This window comes from Colwellia sp. MB3u-8, from assembly GCF_014076985.1.
Lineage (GTDB): Bacteria > Pseudomonadota > Gammaproteobacteria > Enterobacterales > Alteromonadaceae > Cognaticolwellia.
Window position 1 is genome coordinate 319677 of sequence record NZ_JACGVA010000037.1, and the last position, 17475, is coordinate 337151.

The 17475-nt window shown below is 34.7% G+C and carries 11 protein-coding genes; all 11 read right to left on the minus strand.

The features are described from left to right. Positions 1–4: 4 nt before the first annotated feature. The 11 genes from H4J54_RS03805 to H4J54_RS03855 all read right to left on the minus strand — a co-directional run bounded on the left by H4J54_RS03805 (position 5) and on the right by H4J54_RS03855 (position 17262). Positions 5–1456: a serine/threonine-protein kinase gene (locus H4J54_RS03805; protein ID WP_182189616.1), complete on the minus strand. Its 1452-nt coding sequence runs from the start codon at positions 1454–1456 to the stop codon at positions 5–7. Further along, a complete protein-coding gene (locus H4J54_RS03810) occupies positions 1453–2145 on the minus strand; it encodes a protein phosphatase 2C domain-containing protein (RefSeq protein WP_182189617.1) in 693 nt (230 codons plus the stop codon). Before H4J54_RS03810 ends, H4J54_RS03805 begins: the two co-directional genes overlap by 4 nt. Further along, a complete protein-coding gene (locus H4J54_RS03815) occupies positions 2139–2831 on the minus strand; it encodes a VWA domain-containing protein (RefSeq protein WP_182189618.1) in 693 nt (230 codons plus the stop codon). The genes H4J54_RS03810 and H4J54_RS03815 overlap by 7 nt, the downstream gene beginning before the upstream one ends. Before the next feature lie 698 nt (positions 2832–3529). After that, the gene (locus H4J54_RS03820; protein WP_182189619.1) at positions 3530–5569 is read right to left on the minus strand and encodes a DUF1998 domain-containing protein; all 2040 of its coding nucleotides are present in this window, start codon (positions 5567–5569) and stop codon (positions 3530–3532) included. Between the two features lie 17 nt (positions 5570–5586). Next, positions 5587–9399, minus strand: a complete 3813-nt coding sequence (locus tag H4J54_RS03825) for a DEAD/DEAH box helicase (RefSeq protein ID WP_182189620.1) — start codon at positions 9397–9399, stop codon at positions 5587–5589. Beyond that, complete coding sequence (locus tag H4J54_RS03830) at positions 9399–12713, minus strand: hypothetical protein (RefSeq protein WP_182189621.1); 3315 nt, start codon at positions 12711–12713, stop codon at positions 9399–9401. The genes H4J54_RS03825 and H4J54_RS03830 overlap by 1 nt, the downstream gene beginning before the upstream one ends. Before the next feature lie 346 nt (positions 12714–13059). Continuing rightward, the gene (rmuC, locus tag H4J54_RS03835; protein ID WP_259366946.1) at positions 13060–14721 is read right to left on the minus strand and encodes a DNA recombination protein RmuC; all 1662 of its coding nucleotides are present in this window, start codon (positions 14719–14721) and stop codon (positions 13060–13062) included. Positions 14722–14860: 139 nt separating this feature from the next. Continuing rightward, positions 14861–15535: an amino acid adenylation gene (locus H4J54_RS03840; RefSeq protein ID WP_182189622.1), complete on the minus strand. Its 675-nt coding sequence runs from the start codon at positions 15533–15535 to the stop codon at positions 14861–14863. Continuing rightward, entirely contained in the window at positions 15532–16014 is a 483-nt protein-coding gene (locus tag H4J54_RS03845) for an AAA family ATPase (RefSeq protein WP_310650084.1), read from the minus strand. Before H4J54_RS03845 ends, H4J54_RS03840 begins: the two co-directional genes overlap by 4 nt. A 43-nt stretch (positions 16015–16057) precedes the next feature. After that, the gene (locus H4J54_RS03850; RefSeq protein WP_182189624.1) at positions 16058–16756 is read right to left on the minus strand and encodes a hypothetical protein; all 699 of its coding nucleotides are present in this window, start codon (positions 16754–16756) and stop codon (positions 16058–16060) included. A 17-nt stretch (positions 16757–16773) separates the two neighbouring features. Further along, the gene (locus H4J54_RS03855; protein WP_182189625.1) at positions 16774–17262 is read right to left on the minus strand and encodes a hypothetical protein; all 489 of its coding nucleotides are present in this window, start codon (positions 17260–17262) and stop codon (positions 16774–16776) included. Positions 17263–17475: the final 213 nt, after the last annotated feature.

Below are 17475 nucleotides of genomic sequence, written 5' to 3' on the forward strand. Positions count from 1 at the left end.
GAGCCTACCACCTCAACCTATATAAGCTATCAATCTGTGGTTCTTGTGAATCAACAACTGGTTTTATAATCAACCACTTATTCTTTCTTGTATCTACAGATAATTCAGTCTTTGAATTAAAGCGCTTTAATTTATTTTGACCTATGCCCATTTCAAAAGATTTAGCACTGCTAGGTGTTATTTCTACCCCCTTCTTGGTGAAAAAAATGGAAAGCAACTCTTCTGACTCAGCCCAATGTACCGAGCCTGGTGGTGAATTCTTAATGATTATTTTTTCACCTAGGTTTAGCGTTTGATGAAAGCCTGTATCAATATATGTATCGTTCAGACTAGTGTTGGGGAGTTCCAAAATTGACAGGTCTTGCAAGTTATTACGGATGTATAAAACCTGTTTATTGTTCATTTCACTTTCACAGAAAGGACAAATAAGTTTGCCTTCATCTAATAAAAAATTAAACGAAGCATTACATTCATGGTTTTGACAACTAACTAACAAGTGCGACAGTTTTTCTAATACTTCTGCCCACTCACTTAAGCTGGGACGGCTTAAAGGCTCTTCTTTTCCGCTATTAAAACAACGTTCAAATAGTGTTTTTAAAGGCTTGAGGGCGACTAACTCTAAAGGTAAGCCTTTAAATACCTCATTTGAAGAGTCACTTGGGTGGTAGATCCAAGGAAGCTCACCTGCAAATGCTTTTTCTTCATCTTCAGGTGTGCCATTGTCAACAAACTCTCCGATAAAAGGATGATTGGTGGTTAGTAGCCTCATTGCAATAACAGCAAAACTCCATGAATCGGTTAAAGAAGAAACACACTTATCACCGTTAACAACTTCAGGTGCTCCATAACCAGGACTAAAAACTCGACCCGCTTTGCCTTCAACTTCTGTTGAATCAAAACTCTCTCGCTGATTAATGCAAATATTATCGCAGTCTATTAACCACACTTGAGCATGTTCAATACTTTCAGAGATAAATATGTTTGCCGGAGATAAATCACCATAAGCTAAACCTCTAGCATGCAAGTCAGCCATGCTTCGAGCTAAATTTGCCAATAAGTTCAACCTACGTTTAATCCCCCCTGAAGTTAGATATTTCTCTGGGCTGCCTTGGGTATCAATTATGGCTTGCTCGGTGTTATCCATCAAAGTTTGTAATGGCATCAAATCATCCATCAATTCCATTGCGTAGCCAAAATTGTTGCCCTTCATCGCAATACGTGAAAAAGGTTTAGCTATATTTAACTGCTCCAGTGGTTGGCGCATTAACCAACGAATATGTTCCAGCCAACTTTTCTTTTTATCTGGATCTTGCTGGGTACTCATTTTTACCAGTACTTTATCAAATTGGGTTGCACAGACAACGCCTTGCCCGCCTTGTCCTAACTTTTGAGTTAACTCAAAATCTTGACCAAACTCATCGGTAACGATTCTTTTTTTAACTTTTTTATTTGTCATTTATTTATAACCAATAATGCGAGGCTTTTATCATCCGTATGGTTCGGCGTAGCCCAAGTCTTAAATTCATTTTTTAACCAGGTTTTTGCTTGTCTAATGCTTTTTGCCTTAATACTTTTAGCAATTGCATTTACAAACTCCATTTCAGCACCTTGGTTAATATCTTCACTAATACCGTCTGTCATTAGCGCAATAACATCACCTTTACCCATCTGTTGTTGTGTAACCTGCCAATCAGAGAACTTTTTAGACTTTCCTAAGCCCGTAGTTATATTGCCAAAGTCATTTGAATCACTATGTTCTAGCTCTTTTTTTGAGTTTATAATCAAACCATCACCTAATTGAAACGTCCGTAATTCACCTTGATGCGATAACCAGCAAATCAAGCAGGTAGTTACTGCATCATTGGCTTTTACATTACCGAGTGAACTCAACCATTGTTGATAAATTAAGGTGATAAGCTCTTTACTCTCAACAGTGAACTGAACATTCTTAATAATGTTAAATACCGAACGACAGGCGATTTTTGAGCCTAAATCAGCATGAGGTTTTGATCCCATACCATCACAAACGACTGCGAGCCAACCCGAAGGAACAGATTTGACCAGCACTGCGTCTTGATTAGGCTGACCATTAAATAAATGCCCAGGCCCTATAACAGAAACACTTGTCTGTTGAATGTTTACCATTGGCCTTCTAAATCTAGGCCTAAATCATCATCACCATTTTCTAAGTCATCAAAATTAATCGGTGTTAAATCATTAGGTGTTTGACTTTGCGAACGTGCTGTCACACTCATTGTTACCGCTCTAAAAAATCGGTGAATATCCCTCGCTTCGTGCGCTTTAAATACTGGTGCTTCAAGGTCATTATTAAACGCTTCTAACACATCAATATTAGCTTCCACGCCAATAGCCATAGCAAAACGGCTAGCTTTATGACCTCGTTCACTATTACACAAGCTTTCAAGGCCAGATTTCCAGTTATCTGTTGGAATACCATCAGATAACAGAATAACAACGGGACGATAATCACGAGAAGTGATTAGTTCTTTATCTTCAAGCACCTTAGTAGCTAGCTCAAAAGCATGTCCCATAGGCGTTCTACCTGTGGCTTGAAGAGGCTGCATTGCTTCAATATCTGCCGCTCTTACTAGTGGAAAATGCATCTCAGCCTCATTACCACCAAATGTAATTAAGCCAACTTGAATTTCAGCTTGTCTTGCAGATTCTTGCTTAAAAGTAGCAACCATATTCTGAATGGCTTCATTTAAAGATGAAATTTTTCCATCTACTGACATACTTCCACTGGTATCGGCTAGTATTATTACGGGTAATGCCCTTGCTTTTGCTACAGTAAATTTTTTTAAACTCATTTTAATCCTTTAATTTTTGATTAACTTTATGCCACTCAAACTTCAATTAATGTAAGTGTTTGTGACTATGCTTGAATGGATGAACTTTTCTTAGGTCTTTATTACGGAATGCGGTTAACACAGTTCCATGTGATGACGTAATTAGTTGAATTCCATTCATTACTTTTAATTCTGGTTCTAATGAACCATATTTTTCAATTTCTTTATTTCCAACCACATGATAAATGGCCCATCTTGCATGAATTACTCGGCCATATTGAAAAACAAGTATCACTTGTTTTTGTGATATACCTCTTTACCCTTCTCTCATCTGTGCATGTTGACTAATTGTCAGACCAGGTACTACATAAAGTCGATCATTTTATTTTAAAATAAAAGCCATAACGTTTTCCTCATATGATTAGATAACCATAATAGTGCAAAACATAAGCCAATAAGTATATAGAATTAAAAAACAACAACTTAGATAAAAAACTGTTTTACAAAAATTTAAAACAGTAATTTATAAAACAAATTAGTAAATTTAATTACATACATTATTAAGTGTTTACAACAGTTCAAAAAATCAAACTTCGTTGTGGCATTATTTTTTTTGTAGTAAATAGATCTAACTACGGCTAACTAAAAATCATCATTCATATTTCACTGTCGAACTAACAGAGCAGATGATGAGTCTTAACTTTTTAATTGAGACCAGCTTATTTACTAAAATCATCTGGTTTATATATAGTTACAAATGATTCATATTGATTATTTGCCAAATTAGAAACCCCACCACTCAATTCGTAAACAAGAGATCCTGAACTACCATCATCCTCAAAGTATTCGACTAAAATTCGTCTATCATGAAAGTCACGTTTATTAATATAGTCATAAACTTTTGGGGACATCCACTTTGAAAAACCTTGTAGTAATATTTTCAAGTCTGCTTCATAAGTTCGATAATCATCGTCTTTATTCTCTAATCGACAATCTATTTGAACTGTTTCTATTTCTGATGACAGAAAGCTAATACTGTCGACAATATTTTTAAGATGTGGCTTGGAGTTGTATGAAGCGCAGTATGGATCACGCACATGTAATTTGTTTATAAATTTCCCCTTCAAATCACTAAACACATCATTTAAATCTCTTTTATCACCAGCTTTAAATTTCAAGATTTTCACAGGTTGACGTTGTTCAAAGTAATCTTCTGAATAGATGTTTTTTTCAGATTCTGATATTAAAGTATTTACTACCGTAAAATACTCAACTTCAGGAAGCGTGAATATATCACCTGAAATATCAAAATTGGTTATTGATGATAATACCTCGTTGGTAAACCACAATTGCCCTGACTTTCCTGACCTTCCTATAGCAAATGGAACATTACATCGTTCCGATTCAGGAATATCTTTTACTGTTGCTATGGTTAATAAGCCGCTATTTATATAGCCCGTTAAATATCTTATACAATCTCTCATTCCAGTTGAGGTATTGTCAAACTTAACGGGTAATGCACTAGTAACAATAATTGTTACTTTCTTATTATTAGTAAGGAGTTTTAACAACCAAGAAATATCGTCTATATTTAGGTGCTCTTCCGATAATTTTGAAACTACAAACATCAATTCTTCAAATTTTTGCCAATCTTCCAATAAAGAAGAATTACTGGATTGTACATCTAATACCCCACCTAATTTTTGAATCGGGTGTTTAATTGAAATATCATTAATTAATTCATTTAAAAATATTATTGAAGGTTTACGATTAAAATCAATCCAATGTCGCTGATTTGAATAATCTTGCAAACAATGTATGCATGCTTTGTCACAGTCTTTAAGGCAAAGTAATGCATTCAATGCCTTATCAATCAACAGCTTAATATTTATACTTTTATATATATTGTGAACGTATCCTGCGCCACCAGGTACACCATCAAATGCAATTATTTCAAAATTAGCCCCATCAAACCTATGTATACAACGTATTTCGGATGGCGGAATTTCTAGTAATGATATGATGGCAATACGGAATGATTCAGCTAATGTAACGCCTATAGCATCCTTATAATCATTAACTTCATCCTTAGGTATTTCATTAGGAATCTCGATATCCTTTGATATCTTAAAAATTAATACATCAGTAAAAAACTCATGAGCTAACGCTATCGGTTTACCTATAGTAGAATTACATTTTCGTCCCGTCTCTGGATTCTCATGTGTTTTAGGCGTTTTAGGATTATCAGATGGAACTGGCTCCATAAAATTACAATAATTACATCGGAAATAGCCTTTTTTCCCTAGACCACGATTTAATACAAATAACCGTCCACTAAGTTCATTTTCAGAATAACTGGCCATAAACACTTTTTTAATTAGACCATGTTCTGTTTTTTCATATTTTTCTTTTGGAGGAACAGCAATTAACTTAGCTTCATCAGCTGGATTTGCTCTCTTACGAACCATATAAGGGTCTTTCCCTTTTGAATCCTTTAAAGCAGTTATGAACCCTTTTGGTTTAACAAAAGGTAGTGCTCTTTCATTAATAGGTTGATTACAATTTTTACAATTTTTTGGAACATCGTTAAGATCATCCTCAATATTTGAATGTGAGCAATAACGGCATACAACAACATACTCTGTTGGCATAAAGTCTTTGGGAGAATAAGCTAAACCAGCACTGCGCCAAATCCGACCATTAGCTATAACTTCAGCGCCTGGTGCATACTCAGTTATCCCCATAGATGCATCACGCACCAGTGAAATATCACTACTTAACCACTGATTTTCATATGCTTTTTTTCTTTTGTTACTTCCAGCGTGAGTGAATGAACTGGAAAACTATAAGTTGGTATCAATCCTTTTTCGGATAGTTGATTAACTAGATATTGACCCATAAATTTTTTACGTTGTGAATCCCACCTTGTAATCAGACTTGCACCAGATGCATCGTCCTTAGCAACTAGTTTTTTTGCTTCTGTTATTTTTTGCGCATAACGTTGCCAGCGATCAGAAACTATTGCGGCAAATTTTTCCAATTCATCAACAAGTAACACTGATACATTTTTTAGCCTTGCTACCAAAGTCCCGCGAAATTCTTCGGGGATTGATTCTATTAATAAATTAGCTTCAGTAACCGCTTGAATACCTTGTGGTGATTCTAACCATAATAAGATATTTTTACGGAAAAATTTTTGATAACCATCGTCGAGATCACCAGAAAAAAGATCAATTAAAGTGGGTGCTTTTAAAACTTTAGGATCTAACTTTGAATTCAAATAGTTAGACAATAAAATTGAGAGTTGATGACGCTGAAAAATTGTCGCATTCGTCAAATGAACTAAAGGATCGCTAGGAGACTTTTTAAGGTAACTTTCAAAGTCAGCAAATACAACACGATCGTAATGTGAATTCCGAGCAATTGTCACACAAAATGGAGCAGCTTGTGCTCTACGACCAGCACGGCCGGTGCGTTGCTGGTAGCTGGCGACACTAGGAGGAACGTTTAAATTTACAACTGCTTCAAGCTCCCCTAAATCAACCCCCACTTCCATTGTAGTAGTACAACTTAATACATTAACTTTTTTCTCATGAAACCTAGATTCTATTTTTTCTCTAAGTTCGGTTGAAAGTGATGCTGTATGCTCATTAGCACATACCAGCAAAGGCTTACTTTGAATATATGAGTTTAAATAATGATTACGTTCAATAGATAATTGAATATCATCAGATTTAATTAGATCTCCTAAACATCCAAAAGCAGTACATTTATCATTTACAAAATAAAACTGTTTCAAACCACAGCTTTGACATTCATGTAATGAATCAGGTTTGGCCTTGCTAATATATATTGCCGAAGCATCAAGTGCTCGACCTGTACCAGCACGTATGAGTAACTTAGATTGCTCTAAGTACTCCCATAACTTAACCAAAAAGTCATGTGAAACGTCGTCTTTCCAACCTAATTGCTTAGTCAAATACCAAGTGCGTCGATTATAACGTTTAGTCCCAATTTTACTTATCCAAGCAAAAGTTGCACTTTTAGATGTCCTTTCAAATTCAAAACATCGTTGCCCTCGGTAATTCTCTCCCCAAATTAATCCATCTTCAAGATCCGGTTTATTTGGTATATTGGTAATCGATTTACTTCGACGAATATGTTCTAAAAATATCAATACCAGATTTTTAATTTGTTCGTGATTAGCAAATTTACTAAATTCTTCAGTTAATTTGTTTACAATTTTCGAAAATGTTCTTTTCTCATAACTTACTTCTACAAGACCTAATGACTCTATAGATATTCTTCTCCCTGGAGGAGTACAAAATTCTGCAACCAAACGCCCTGTTAAGATATCTTTTATATCTTCAAAATAACTACTAAAACCACCATCACGATTTGGATAGGCAAAACTGTTATTATCATCCCAATATGCCCTTACCATCCTTGCCAAAGTATCAAATTTAATGGGTTCGTCTGTATCCTTTAACGCATTTAAAATGGCTGAACGATGGGCAAAGTCATTAGCTGTTCTTTGAAAATATGGGGCAAAAAAAGCGGCATCTTGACGGTTATCCGAAAAAGTTAAAAGCTTTCGACCTGCCATTGGTAAATTATCAGTTGATTTGGGTGGTAACGCTTCTAACACTTTTTGTGTAATAACACTTGAGAGGGATTCGTTACCTGGATAGAAACGTGTAATTATTTCAGCTGTTGCACCAGTAGCTTTAGCGTTACAAGACACACATTTAGTTAAATAATTAGTTTTTTCTTGTTGATCTTCTTCTGTTGCAACTTCATAAAGTAAAATCCCTGTATCATCAGAAACTATCTCACCTGTATTAGGAGAAATCCTTAATTTTTTCCAATCATTTACTTTAAGTTCACTTTCATCATCTTCATCAAACGTTGTCGAATTAGCTGTATGCCCTAACCAGAATATTCGACGCCTTACAGCTGTTTTAACTGAAGGACGTTGATTTAATAGTTTTCCCTTGTGCTGAAAGCCTTCAAAATAGGGTTGACCACATTGACGACACGTAAGCATTGGATAATACACACCCCTTTCATCACTATGACTCTTAGCAAGTTTTATAGCCGAGTATCCTTCATTTATATTTGAGGGAAGTACACATAAACCTTCAATAGCACCCGCTATAATATGATGTCGACATGGCAATAGAGGAAAACCATTAATCGGTGACTTGGCAAACATTCCAAGTTGAATAACGCCGGTAAGGGCTAAAGCTGCATTTTCTTTAGTACTCAGTGGAAAAATATTTATCGCTAACTCAATAAAATCAATAATTCCTGCTTGTAAAATTTTGGCAGCATTTGCTATTTCATTATTGGAAGTAAATACATCAAATAAACTATCTGATAGTTTTTTATAATTATCTTTATCAGGTTCTTGAAAATATCTGAGGTTTAAATCAGATGCTTCCAAACATTCTTCTAAATTCCAATAAGTTTGATCATTTTCATTAGGATTACTATCAAGAAATAATTTAAAGCTATCGGCAACACCAATCCATTCTTTATCCGTAAGGTTAAAATTATCATTTTGACCAACAGAAAGTTCAGCATGTGCTTCTCTATTTCCACGCACAACTACAGGTTTATTTTCACCAAAAAGATTAGCAGCAAAAGTTTTTAGTTTTTCATCTGATTCAGGGCTATTACCTAAACTTGCACTGGTAGCAAAATACTGTAATGGATAATCTACGCCTAAACGATTTTTAAGCTTACGTAATAAAAATGCGACTTCTGTCGCTTGAGCTCCAGCATATGTATGAACTTCATCTAAAACCAATGCTTGAAGTGCCGTTGTTGAAAACAAACTTGAATTTGCAGGCAATAACAATAAATGCTCTAACATTGCATAATTGGTTACCAACACTTTTGGGGGATTAGCCAACATTTCTTCCCGAGTAACTAACCAATTACTCGGTATACCGTCATCTGAAAAAATATCAGATATCTTGCTATTCTCAAGCATTTCCTCAACTACACGTTTACGTTCAACCCCTCGCTTAGTTTGTCCAGTATAGCGACCAAATGTTATGTCGTACTCTTTTAACGTTTGGCCTAATAATGGTGCAATTCGATAATATAATTGATCATTAGCTAGTGCATTCATTGGATAAACCAGAATGATCCGTACACCTGGTTTGTTAAAATCTTTATCTTTAAGTAATTTATTTACTATTGGATAAAGAAACGTTTCAGTTTTACCTGAACCTGTTCCCGTTGCCACAACTAAATTCTTGTCTTCTTTACAAGCCTGAGTTATTGCTATGTCTTGGTGTAAGTGTAATTTTCTATCTAAAATATCAGGTTCTATTAAGCCAAGGCCATCATGCATAAAACCACCATTTTTTTGCAATAATGATCTTAAAGTTTTACCTTTTTCAAAATCAGGTACTGATTCAATATAAGGACCTTTAACTAGCTGTTCTGATTCTAAAATATTCCAAAAATCTTCTTTAAGTTTTGGATAACGTGAGTGTATAGGCACAGTCGTTGTAATATAACGTGTTAATGTTTCTTGCAATGTTTGCGCAAGCTTTAATGGATTAGCTTCAGACATTATGACTCTCTTGATTCGAAATATAATTCCCATAACAGCAAGTAATAATGAAACAAACCTCCAGCTATAGAAAAGAAGAAACTTAGCACTGGTGCTAAGTTAGTTGACCCTTGTAATAATTCGGTCTCTAATGTCGCCATCAATGGGGCTAATTTGTATTCATTACGGCTTTCTGCTCTACATGCTTTTGCAATTCCAGAGGCAAGCGTTTCTAAACTAATTAATAATTCTTGCTCTTGCTCACTCACAAAGAAATCAACTGGTATTAAATTTGGCATTTTATGTAATGTTGAATCTTGATATTTAAAAGCTAATCGATTCATTGCAGGTCTTAAAAAGTCATTGCCCACTTCTGTTCTTCTGCAATTGTATAAGCACTCACGCTGCACATATGCTAAATGAAATGAACCCAGCAAATCGCCTAAAGCCGGTTCTTTATCTTCCCGTTGCATTTTTTCCCAATTTGCCGTTGTAAATGTGTATGGAAACATTGCAGCAACTTGAATAGTATTTAAATTTTTAGGACGTTCATCACTGTTAATAATGGCTTTTGTATTACTAAAGCCAACAACCAAAGCATCTGCTAGCAATTCATTTTGGACCGCTTCAACTAAACTTTTATGAGATTCATACATCCCTTTAAAACAGCGTAAATTAACACTCCTGCTAGCATCTGTTCGACGATACGCGGATGTATGTCTTGCATAGATATCTGGTTTGTACCCACCAATATGTAGTTGAGGAACCCATGATAGAGCAGAGTTTTCGTCGAGTTTTCTTTCAATCAACGGCAATATATTACTCAAATTATCACTAGACATTAACTCGCCATCATTAATTAATGACAACCATAATGTCTTAAGCCAAGATACTGATTGCCAGCAACTAAGTTCAAAGCAAGTAGATAGTTGATTATTGACTCTATTTAGTATTTTAGTTTTTTCAAGTTGATTTAAATACTTTAACCTTCGTTCAATATTAAATCCATATTCTTCAATACGCCCATTTACAACAATAACTCCTATTACAAATTGATCTCCTCTTTCGTTGGTTAATCGTCCCCAACGTCCTGTCATTTTACAGTCTAATGTCAATACCCATGCACCATCAGTTAGATTTTCAGTATGAAGCTGTAGTTTATGTTTATTTTTAATTAAGCCATCTTCAACTATTAACATACCACCTAGCTCACCTAACACTGGCGTTAACAGCCCAGCATTAACATCAAATACTTTTTTTTGTTGCGTATCACTCACAAGTTCGACAGCTGAAATAGCTAAGGATGATAATGGTGTAAATGAAGTAAAATCAACTTCAATTGAATCTTGTTTTGAGCTAGCTTGCCAATCTTTAATAAAATGAGGAGAAACTAAGTTAAGTAAAACTTCAGTATAATTTTCAGTATGAAAACTTAGCGTATTACTAACACTATCAATATGATCAAAAAGTGCAGCCGTACTGTATTTAACCCAAGGTTTTTTCTTAAAATCATCGTGCAACATCCTATTACCAATCTGTAAAGTTCCAGATTCAGTTGAGTATATTCGAATTATTTTTTTATCACTAAATGACGCTGATATTGTACTTCCAGATTTTAATAACGTTTCCTTTCGTATTTCAGCACTCAAATCATCTATATAAATATAAGTACCAGGCAAAGCAAACTTTATTAAAACGTCTCTATTTCCGTATAACTTAAACGCTAGTGTTACAAAAGGGATGCCATGATCTTTTATCACTACCCTGTTTTCATTCTCATCAAAGCGAACATTTTCAGAACGATCTTTAATAAAATTTGACGGCAGACTTTGAAGAATAGGCTGATAGTTGTTTTTAATATTATGTAAACCACACCAAACTAAAGTAGTATTTTTAGCTAAAATTCTATTTTGACCCTTTCTTTTTAGTACTACTGAAATTCGATAAAGCCCAGAAGCCCAATCTTTTATAATCTCAAAAATATTTAATTCAATTCTCACATCGCTACTAGAAGACACTTCGATAGTGTGTGAATACTCTTTGCCTGCTGAAGATATTTCAACTTCATAATCACCCGCGTCCCACTCTTTTGGTAAATCTGCTGATATACTAAGATCCATTGGACTATAAAATGAAGGTCCTGAATAAGGGATATTTACTTTTCCAATAAATTCAATGAGTGCCTGACTGTGTACATTTATTTTAAAACTGATGGGTCCTCTTTTCAGCACATAACTTGCACCCGCAGTTAAAACTAATTCACCACAATAAAAGCCATCTTGCAAAGTCTCCATTGTCGTAAGCCATTCTTCATTTATTTCAAATCTGCTTAAAACAAAATACCGACCAGGACTTAAAACAACGCCATCTTCAACTAAAGAATGACTACTTAAAAATCGGTTAGATTCGGCATCAAAAATGGCTAGCTGATTATTTTTATCATCTTTCCATAATGAAAAGTTAATTTTACTTTCAGATTGTTCAACTAATTCTGCTGATATGTTTTTTATTGAAAACGAATCAATGAAAATATCACATTGTTCTGTATATACATCGATTTGTTGGTTTTCATTATCTAAATTAATGGACCATCGTTGATCTTTAGAGTTTTCTGGAAATACAGAAAGAAGTAGACACTCACCATCAAATTTTAACAATGGCATTATTGATTGTTTATATATGCTATTTAAGGTTAGGTTGTTTTCTTGAGCAACTTCATTTAGAAATTCATTGAGGTAAAAACCAACAATATCATTTTCTAATGCCCGTTTTACTCTTGTGGATAAAGAGGTGTTAATACTGGCACAAAACTGTGAGTACCAAGCTTTTTGCGAATCAATATCATATTCATCAGGTAAACCATTTTGAGTTGCAAAACGCTCCATACGAGCTCTTACTTGATCTTTAAATGCGTCAGCTACACCAACTTGCTCTAAGTAAGCATCTACCATGTAATTGCTGCCAAAAAGCCTATTTGAAACAGGTAAATCTAATCGACTGCATGCTCGGCGAAATGCTTTCCAAAGTTTTTCTCTATCTGGACCTTTACTAACGGTATCTGTGGGTTTTCCAATCGCTAAATTTAAACAACCATATACAGCAGAACTCCCTGAACCACCAAAATTACTTTGAACTGCTCTTACTATATGGCTAACAAACAGAGCAGGGTATTGCTTCAATCCCCGTTCTAAGTTACTAAATTTACCTCCAGCTTTGAATAGCGCATTGGTTAGAAATTTGTATTCTGCATCATTTAAAGTTTGGTCCATCAATCCAATATATGGGGAGTTTGAGTTTGCTATAGCTGCCTTTGCTTTTTTTTCTTTGATTTCCATATTAATTCCATTTCTAATATTTTATCTTAATTATTATTATTTCAAACAGTGAAGTTATGTTTGCTCAAGACTAGAGACTACCTCTACATAACAAATATTAATTAGATTTCTTGATTGGATAGGTAAAGCTGGATTAACCATTGAAGTGGGGTTGTAAAGTTCATAAACACATACTTCCTTTTATGCATTTATTAAATGCAGATAATTTAAATTCGAACAAATCCTCATTCGAATATAACCTTGAAAAAAATTGGTTATTTGTACTGCTTCATAATCTACATTAATTAATATCAAATTAAAAATCATAATGTTACCTTTTAAAGATAAATACGAATTAAGATCAACCTTAACCGTTAGCAACAAGGTTTTTAATCTCAGACTTTTCAACCAACTCAACAGGCAATGATTTATTATTTGAAATCCTTAATCCTTTCATGTCTTCAGCTTTTCTAATTAAATTGCCTCTTCCTTCGCTAAGCTTTTTCATAGCATCACCGTAGCTTCCTTCTGCACGTTCAAGGTGGTTGCCAAGCTTTTTCATGTCATCAACAAAGCCGACGAGTTTGTCGTAAATTGCGCCTGCTTTAATGGCAATATCTTGTGCATTTTGGTTTTGATATTCTACGCGCCACATATTGTTAATGGTTTTCAACGCCACCATCAAGTTGGTTGGGCTAACAAGCATAATATTGTTTTCTAACGCCAACTGAATTAACTCACTATCATGTTCAATAGCGGCATTAAATGCAGGCTCTACCGGAATAAACATCAGAACGTAATCCAATGTTTTAATGCCATGTAAATCTTGATAGTTTTTACTTGTTAATTGTTTGATATGATTTTTAATTGAACTAATGTGTTCTTTCAATGCTTGTTGGCAGGCAATTTCATCATCCTCATTGTAATAACGCTCATAAGCGGTTAGCGCCATTTTAGAATCTATAACAACATCTTTATCGCCAGGAAGATGAACGATCACATCAGGCTTGAATGAGGCTCCTTCGATATCTTTTAAGTCAACTTGCGTGTCGTACTCATGATTTTTACGTAAACCAGAACTTTGTAGAACTCGCTCAAGTACTACCTCCCCCCAAGTTCCTTGTTTTTTATTGTCACCTTTAAGAGCTTTGGTTAATGCCGTTGCCTCTTTACCCATTTGTTCATTTAACGCTTTTAAGCTATGAACTTCTTGCTTAAGGGCATGGCGTTCTTTAGCTTCTTCAGTGTAAACATCTGTTACTTTTTTGCTAAAATCACCAATTTGATTTTTAAGCGGTGTTAACAAGGCATCTAAAGATGTTTTGTTCTGGGTAGTCATCTCACCTGTTTTTTCTTTAAAAATTTTATTCGCCGTATTCTCAAACTCTTTTACTAATCGCTGTTCTGAGCGCTCAAGTAATTCAAGCTTCTCTTGTTGTGCTTTTTTAGCCTCTTTATCTGCTGATAAGGTTACCTTTAATTCACTGATCTGCAGATCTTTACTTGCTACAGCGGTTTTATAGTTTTCAAGTTCTTTACGTAACACTTCAAGTTGATTTAATTTTTCGAATTGTTCGGCATTCGCATTACTTAGTTTTTGAAGTGTCACTTGGTTATGTTCAGTTTTGCTTTGCTCTGCACTTAACGACTGCCTCAACTGTTGTAATTGAATGTTTTTTTCATCGACTTGCGTAGAAAGTTTACTTTGGTCAGTTTTTAATTCAGTTAATACTTGAGCTTGCGTTGAATTACTCTGTTTTTGACTATCAAGTTCATCAGCTACTTTTGTTAAATGTTCAATGGCTACGGATTTGCCCGCAAGCTGTTCTTTAAGAGAGGTTTTTTCATCAACATGTTGATAAATTTGTGTTTCGAGGAGAGCAACGTTCTCAAGTAGTTCATCACAGCGCTCTGTTTGATCTGGTACTGGTGTTAATGTTTGCTGCTTATTGATTACCTTAAAAAAAACTACACCTGCAATTAATGTAATAGAAGAAAAGAGTAGAGTTTGGAGCATTAGTTCAGTCATGTGTGACACCTTAAAATAAAATGGATACACACCAGTTATAGCGAAAAACAGGCCAAAACAAATAACTCTTTATTTTCAATAAAATAGCTACAAACAAAAACTAAGTAACATAACAAAAATTACCAACAAGTAATTAAAGTTACCTATTTATTCTTTTAAATTGCACGACATTGTTCGGAATAGGCTGCAAATACTCATCATCAACACCACCCTGCTCGGGGGGCAATTGACGACAATATGTAAGCATGCGTTCGATCGGTACAAACTTTTCTTTTCTACTATTTATTCTTTTGGTTTGGCTGTTTAAATATACTGCCACATCTATTGCTAATTCTTCAGGCAGGCATTCAATATTTTTGTCTTTAAGCGTTTGTGTTACCCATAAGCCAGCGTCGGTTATGTGGCCATTAATGCTTAAATTAGTATTTTTAACCCACTCCACGTTAAAGTTCATTTGCTCTAACTCATATAATAAGTATGCTATATCGCTACTAGCTAAGCCTCCAGTGCATTCTGTTGTTTCAGCTAGCACCATTTGCCATTCCAACAACAAACGATCCTCTAACGCTTCGAGAGTGAATAAAGAGGTCACCGGAATGAAACAAGTAAAACGACTATAGGCTTCGGTCGCTATAATGGTTTTTTCAAAAGAGCGATAATAATTATCTATAATGTGAAGTTGCCAGCTAAATACCTGCTTATTACTACTTAGTGGGTTAACACCAACTTGCTGACCTGCGACACTCTCTAACCTAGGTAAATCACTTTTAAGCCATTTGTTTAAAGCATTACTTACAGCAAGAAGAAGTTTCATTTTAGCCATTCGCTTATTTTAACAATTTCTATATCACTAAAACCTTCACTTGCCTGAACTGGCTCAAACCTTTCAAACATGTTTTGCATAACCCCTTCATTAACCCACTTACCCTGTTGTTGATATCGTTGTTTATTAAGCTTTAACACTCTTTTTTCTAAGCCAATAAAATCAAATACCACCGCTTCAAATGTTGCTTTAGGGTGATGCTCAAATATTTTCTTTCGGGCTTGCTTTGTTAAGTTGGTCAGATCCCAAACAACATGAGAAAAATCGCTAGACTCAATAATCAATTGCTTGAATATTTCATTATGACTAGCTTTAATCGAACTACTCAATGGTAAGTGAAAGTACTCGTGGTATTTCATGCCTGCTCTTCTACATAAAATGTCCACAATCGCGTCAGATGAGATAACAAAGTCATATTTGAAATTTTTCAAATATGTAGTTTTACCTGTGCAAGGTGGTCCTATAAGCACAGTTACTAGTTCTGTTTTATTTGACAATTAAAAACTTACCCTATTAATCAATATACATACACATATCTAAAAACCATTCATCTTCACTGATATCATCAAAGCTGTCTGTACCCATTATTTCTAGAGTCCCATCATCATAATCTCTGTTCAGTGATATCAAAACAGTTTGGCCAACATATTCTTCAAGCTGTTCAACTACTTTTAAATTGTCTAATGCCCATTGGTAACGGTAATGATCATCAGCATAGCTCTCTAGGTCTGATTCTAAAGCACCTTTCATTTTTGCAAGCTGAGTTCGCGTTATATGGCGCTTATATAGAATGGGTTCAAAATCAGGGTCAAAAATTGGGTAGTAAGCGTTTCTAATATTGTTAACAAGTTGAACCACACTTTTTGGCTCTACACCTACCACGGGTAGATCACAATCCTCTAAACACAAACAAAATTCAAATTGTCCATCTTGGTACAACACTAAAAAGTCTTTCTCTGTTTGTGCTTTAAAATAATCAACACCACCCAGCTCTTGTTTAACAAAAGGGGGATCCATCATATAAAAAGCCCCCTTAAAACCGAGTTGATAAGCAATGTCAGCAAGTAATAATTCATAGTTTACTCTTTGAACAAAACCTCGCTGATAAGAAAGTTTATGCTCTACACCTTTTATAAAATGTGAAACAGTAATATCAATCAAGGTATCGCTATTTAATTCTCTTTCAGTTTTATCTGGATAAATAAATTTCATTTTTTTCCTAATATCTTTTATTTCAAGTGTGTTGTAATTGCATCACAAAAATCTAACAACTGTGATTTTTCTGCCTTTTCCATAGTATATAAGTGTTCAGAATTTTCCATACCTAGAATTTTTGCTATAACTTCTATTAATGTTTTCTTTCTTATTTCAGGCTTTTCATATTGCTGTTGAAATAAATATATTTCACTTTTATTCGGTTTGAAAGAACCTTTAATACAATCATTAACTCTTTCCGTGAGTACGCATAAAAACCGCTTGTCCATTTTTTCAAAAGTTGAAAGGTTACCAATTTTAAGTAAATAAGATATTTCATCCACATAGTCTAATTTTCGTTTGGGCCTACTGCTATCTTCTCTTGTGTGTGTTGATGCTTTATACAAACGCATCAACACAAGTTTTGACCGAATCATTGCTACCGTTTTATTAAATAAAGGGGCTATTATTTCTACAGGAACATTGTTTTGGTAAAGGTAGGATAATGATTCAACGACAGCCAAATGATCAAAACATCTTGTATCGGTTAATAATTCTTTAGCTTTATTTTTTTCATAACCATTATCGCCTAAAAATTTATATAACAGCTTTCGGTGTTTTTCAAGACAGTTGTCGCCTAAATGGTTAAGCAGCTTCTTTGTGTTGCTCTGGATTTAACTCCACAGCACCTATTGGCTGCCAGTTTCGCTCTTCTTTTGACCATCGTTCTGGATGCT

Bases quoted from the DNA above. Each gene is read 5' to 3' on its own strand.
- H4J54_RS03805 (WP_182189616.1), bottom strand. From the start codon at position 1,456: ATGACAAATAAAAAAGTTAAAAAAAGAATCGTTACCGATGAGTTTGGT.
- H4J54_RS03810 (WP_182189617.1), bottom strand. From the start codon at position 2,145: ATGGTAAACATTCAACAGACAAGTGTTTCTGTTATAGGGCCTGGGCAT.
- H4J54_RS03815 (WP_182189618.1), bottom strand. From the start codon at position 2,831: ATGAGTTTAAAAAAATTTACTGTAGCAAAAGCAAGGGCATTACCCGTA.
- H4J54_RS03825 (WP_182189620.1), bottom strand. From the start codon at position 9,399: ATGTCTGAAGCTAATCCATTAAAGCTTGCGCAAACATTGCAAGAAACA.
- H4J54_RS03830 (WP_182189621.1), bottom strand. From the start codon at position 12,713: ATGGAAATCAAAGAAAAAAAAGCAAAGGCAGCTATAGCAAACTCAAAC.
- rmuC (WP_259366946.1), bottom strand. From the start codon at position 14,721: ATGACTGAACTAATGCTCCAAACTCTACTCTTTTCTTCTATTACATTA.
- H4J54_RS03840 (WP_182189622.1), bottom strand. From the start codon at position 15,535: ATGAAACTTCTTCTTGCTGTAAGTAATGCTTTAAACAAATGGCTTAAA.
- H4J54_RS03850 (WP_182189624.1), bottom strand. From the start codon at position 16,756: ATGAAATTTATTTATCCAGATAAAACTGAAAGAGAATTAAATAGCGAT.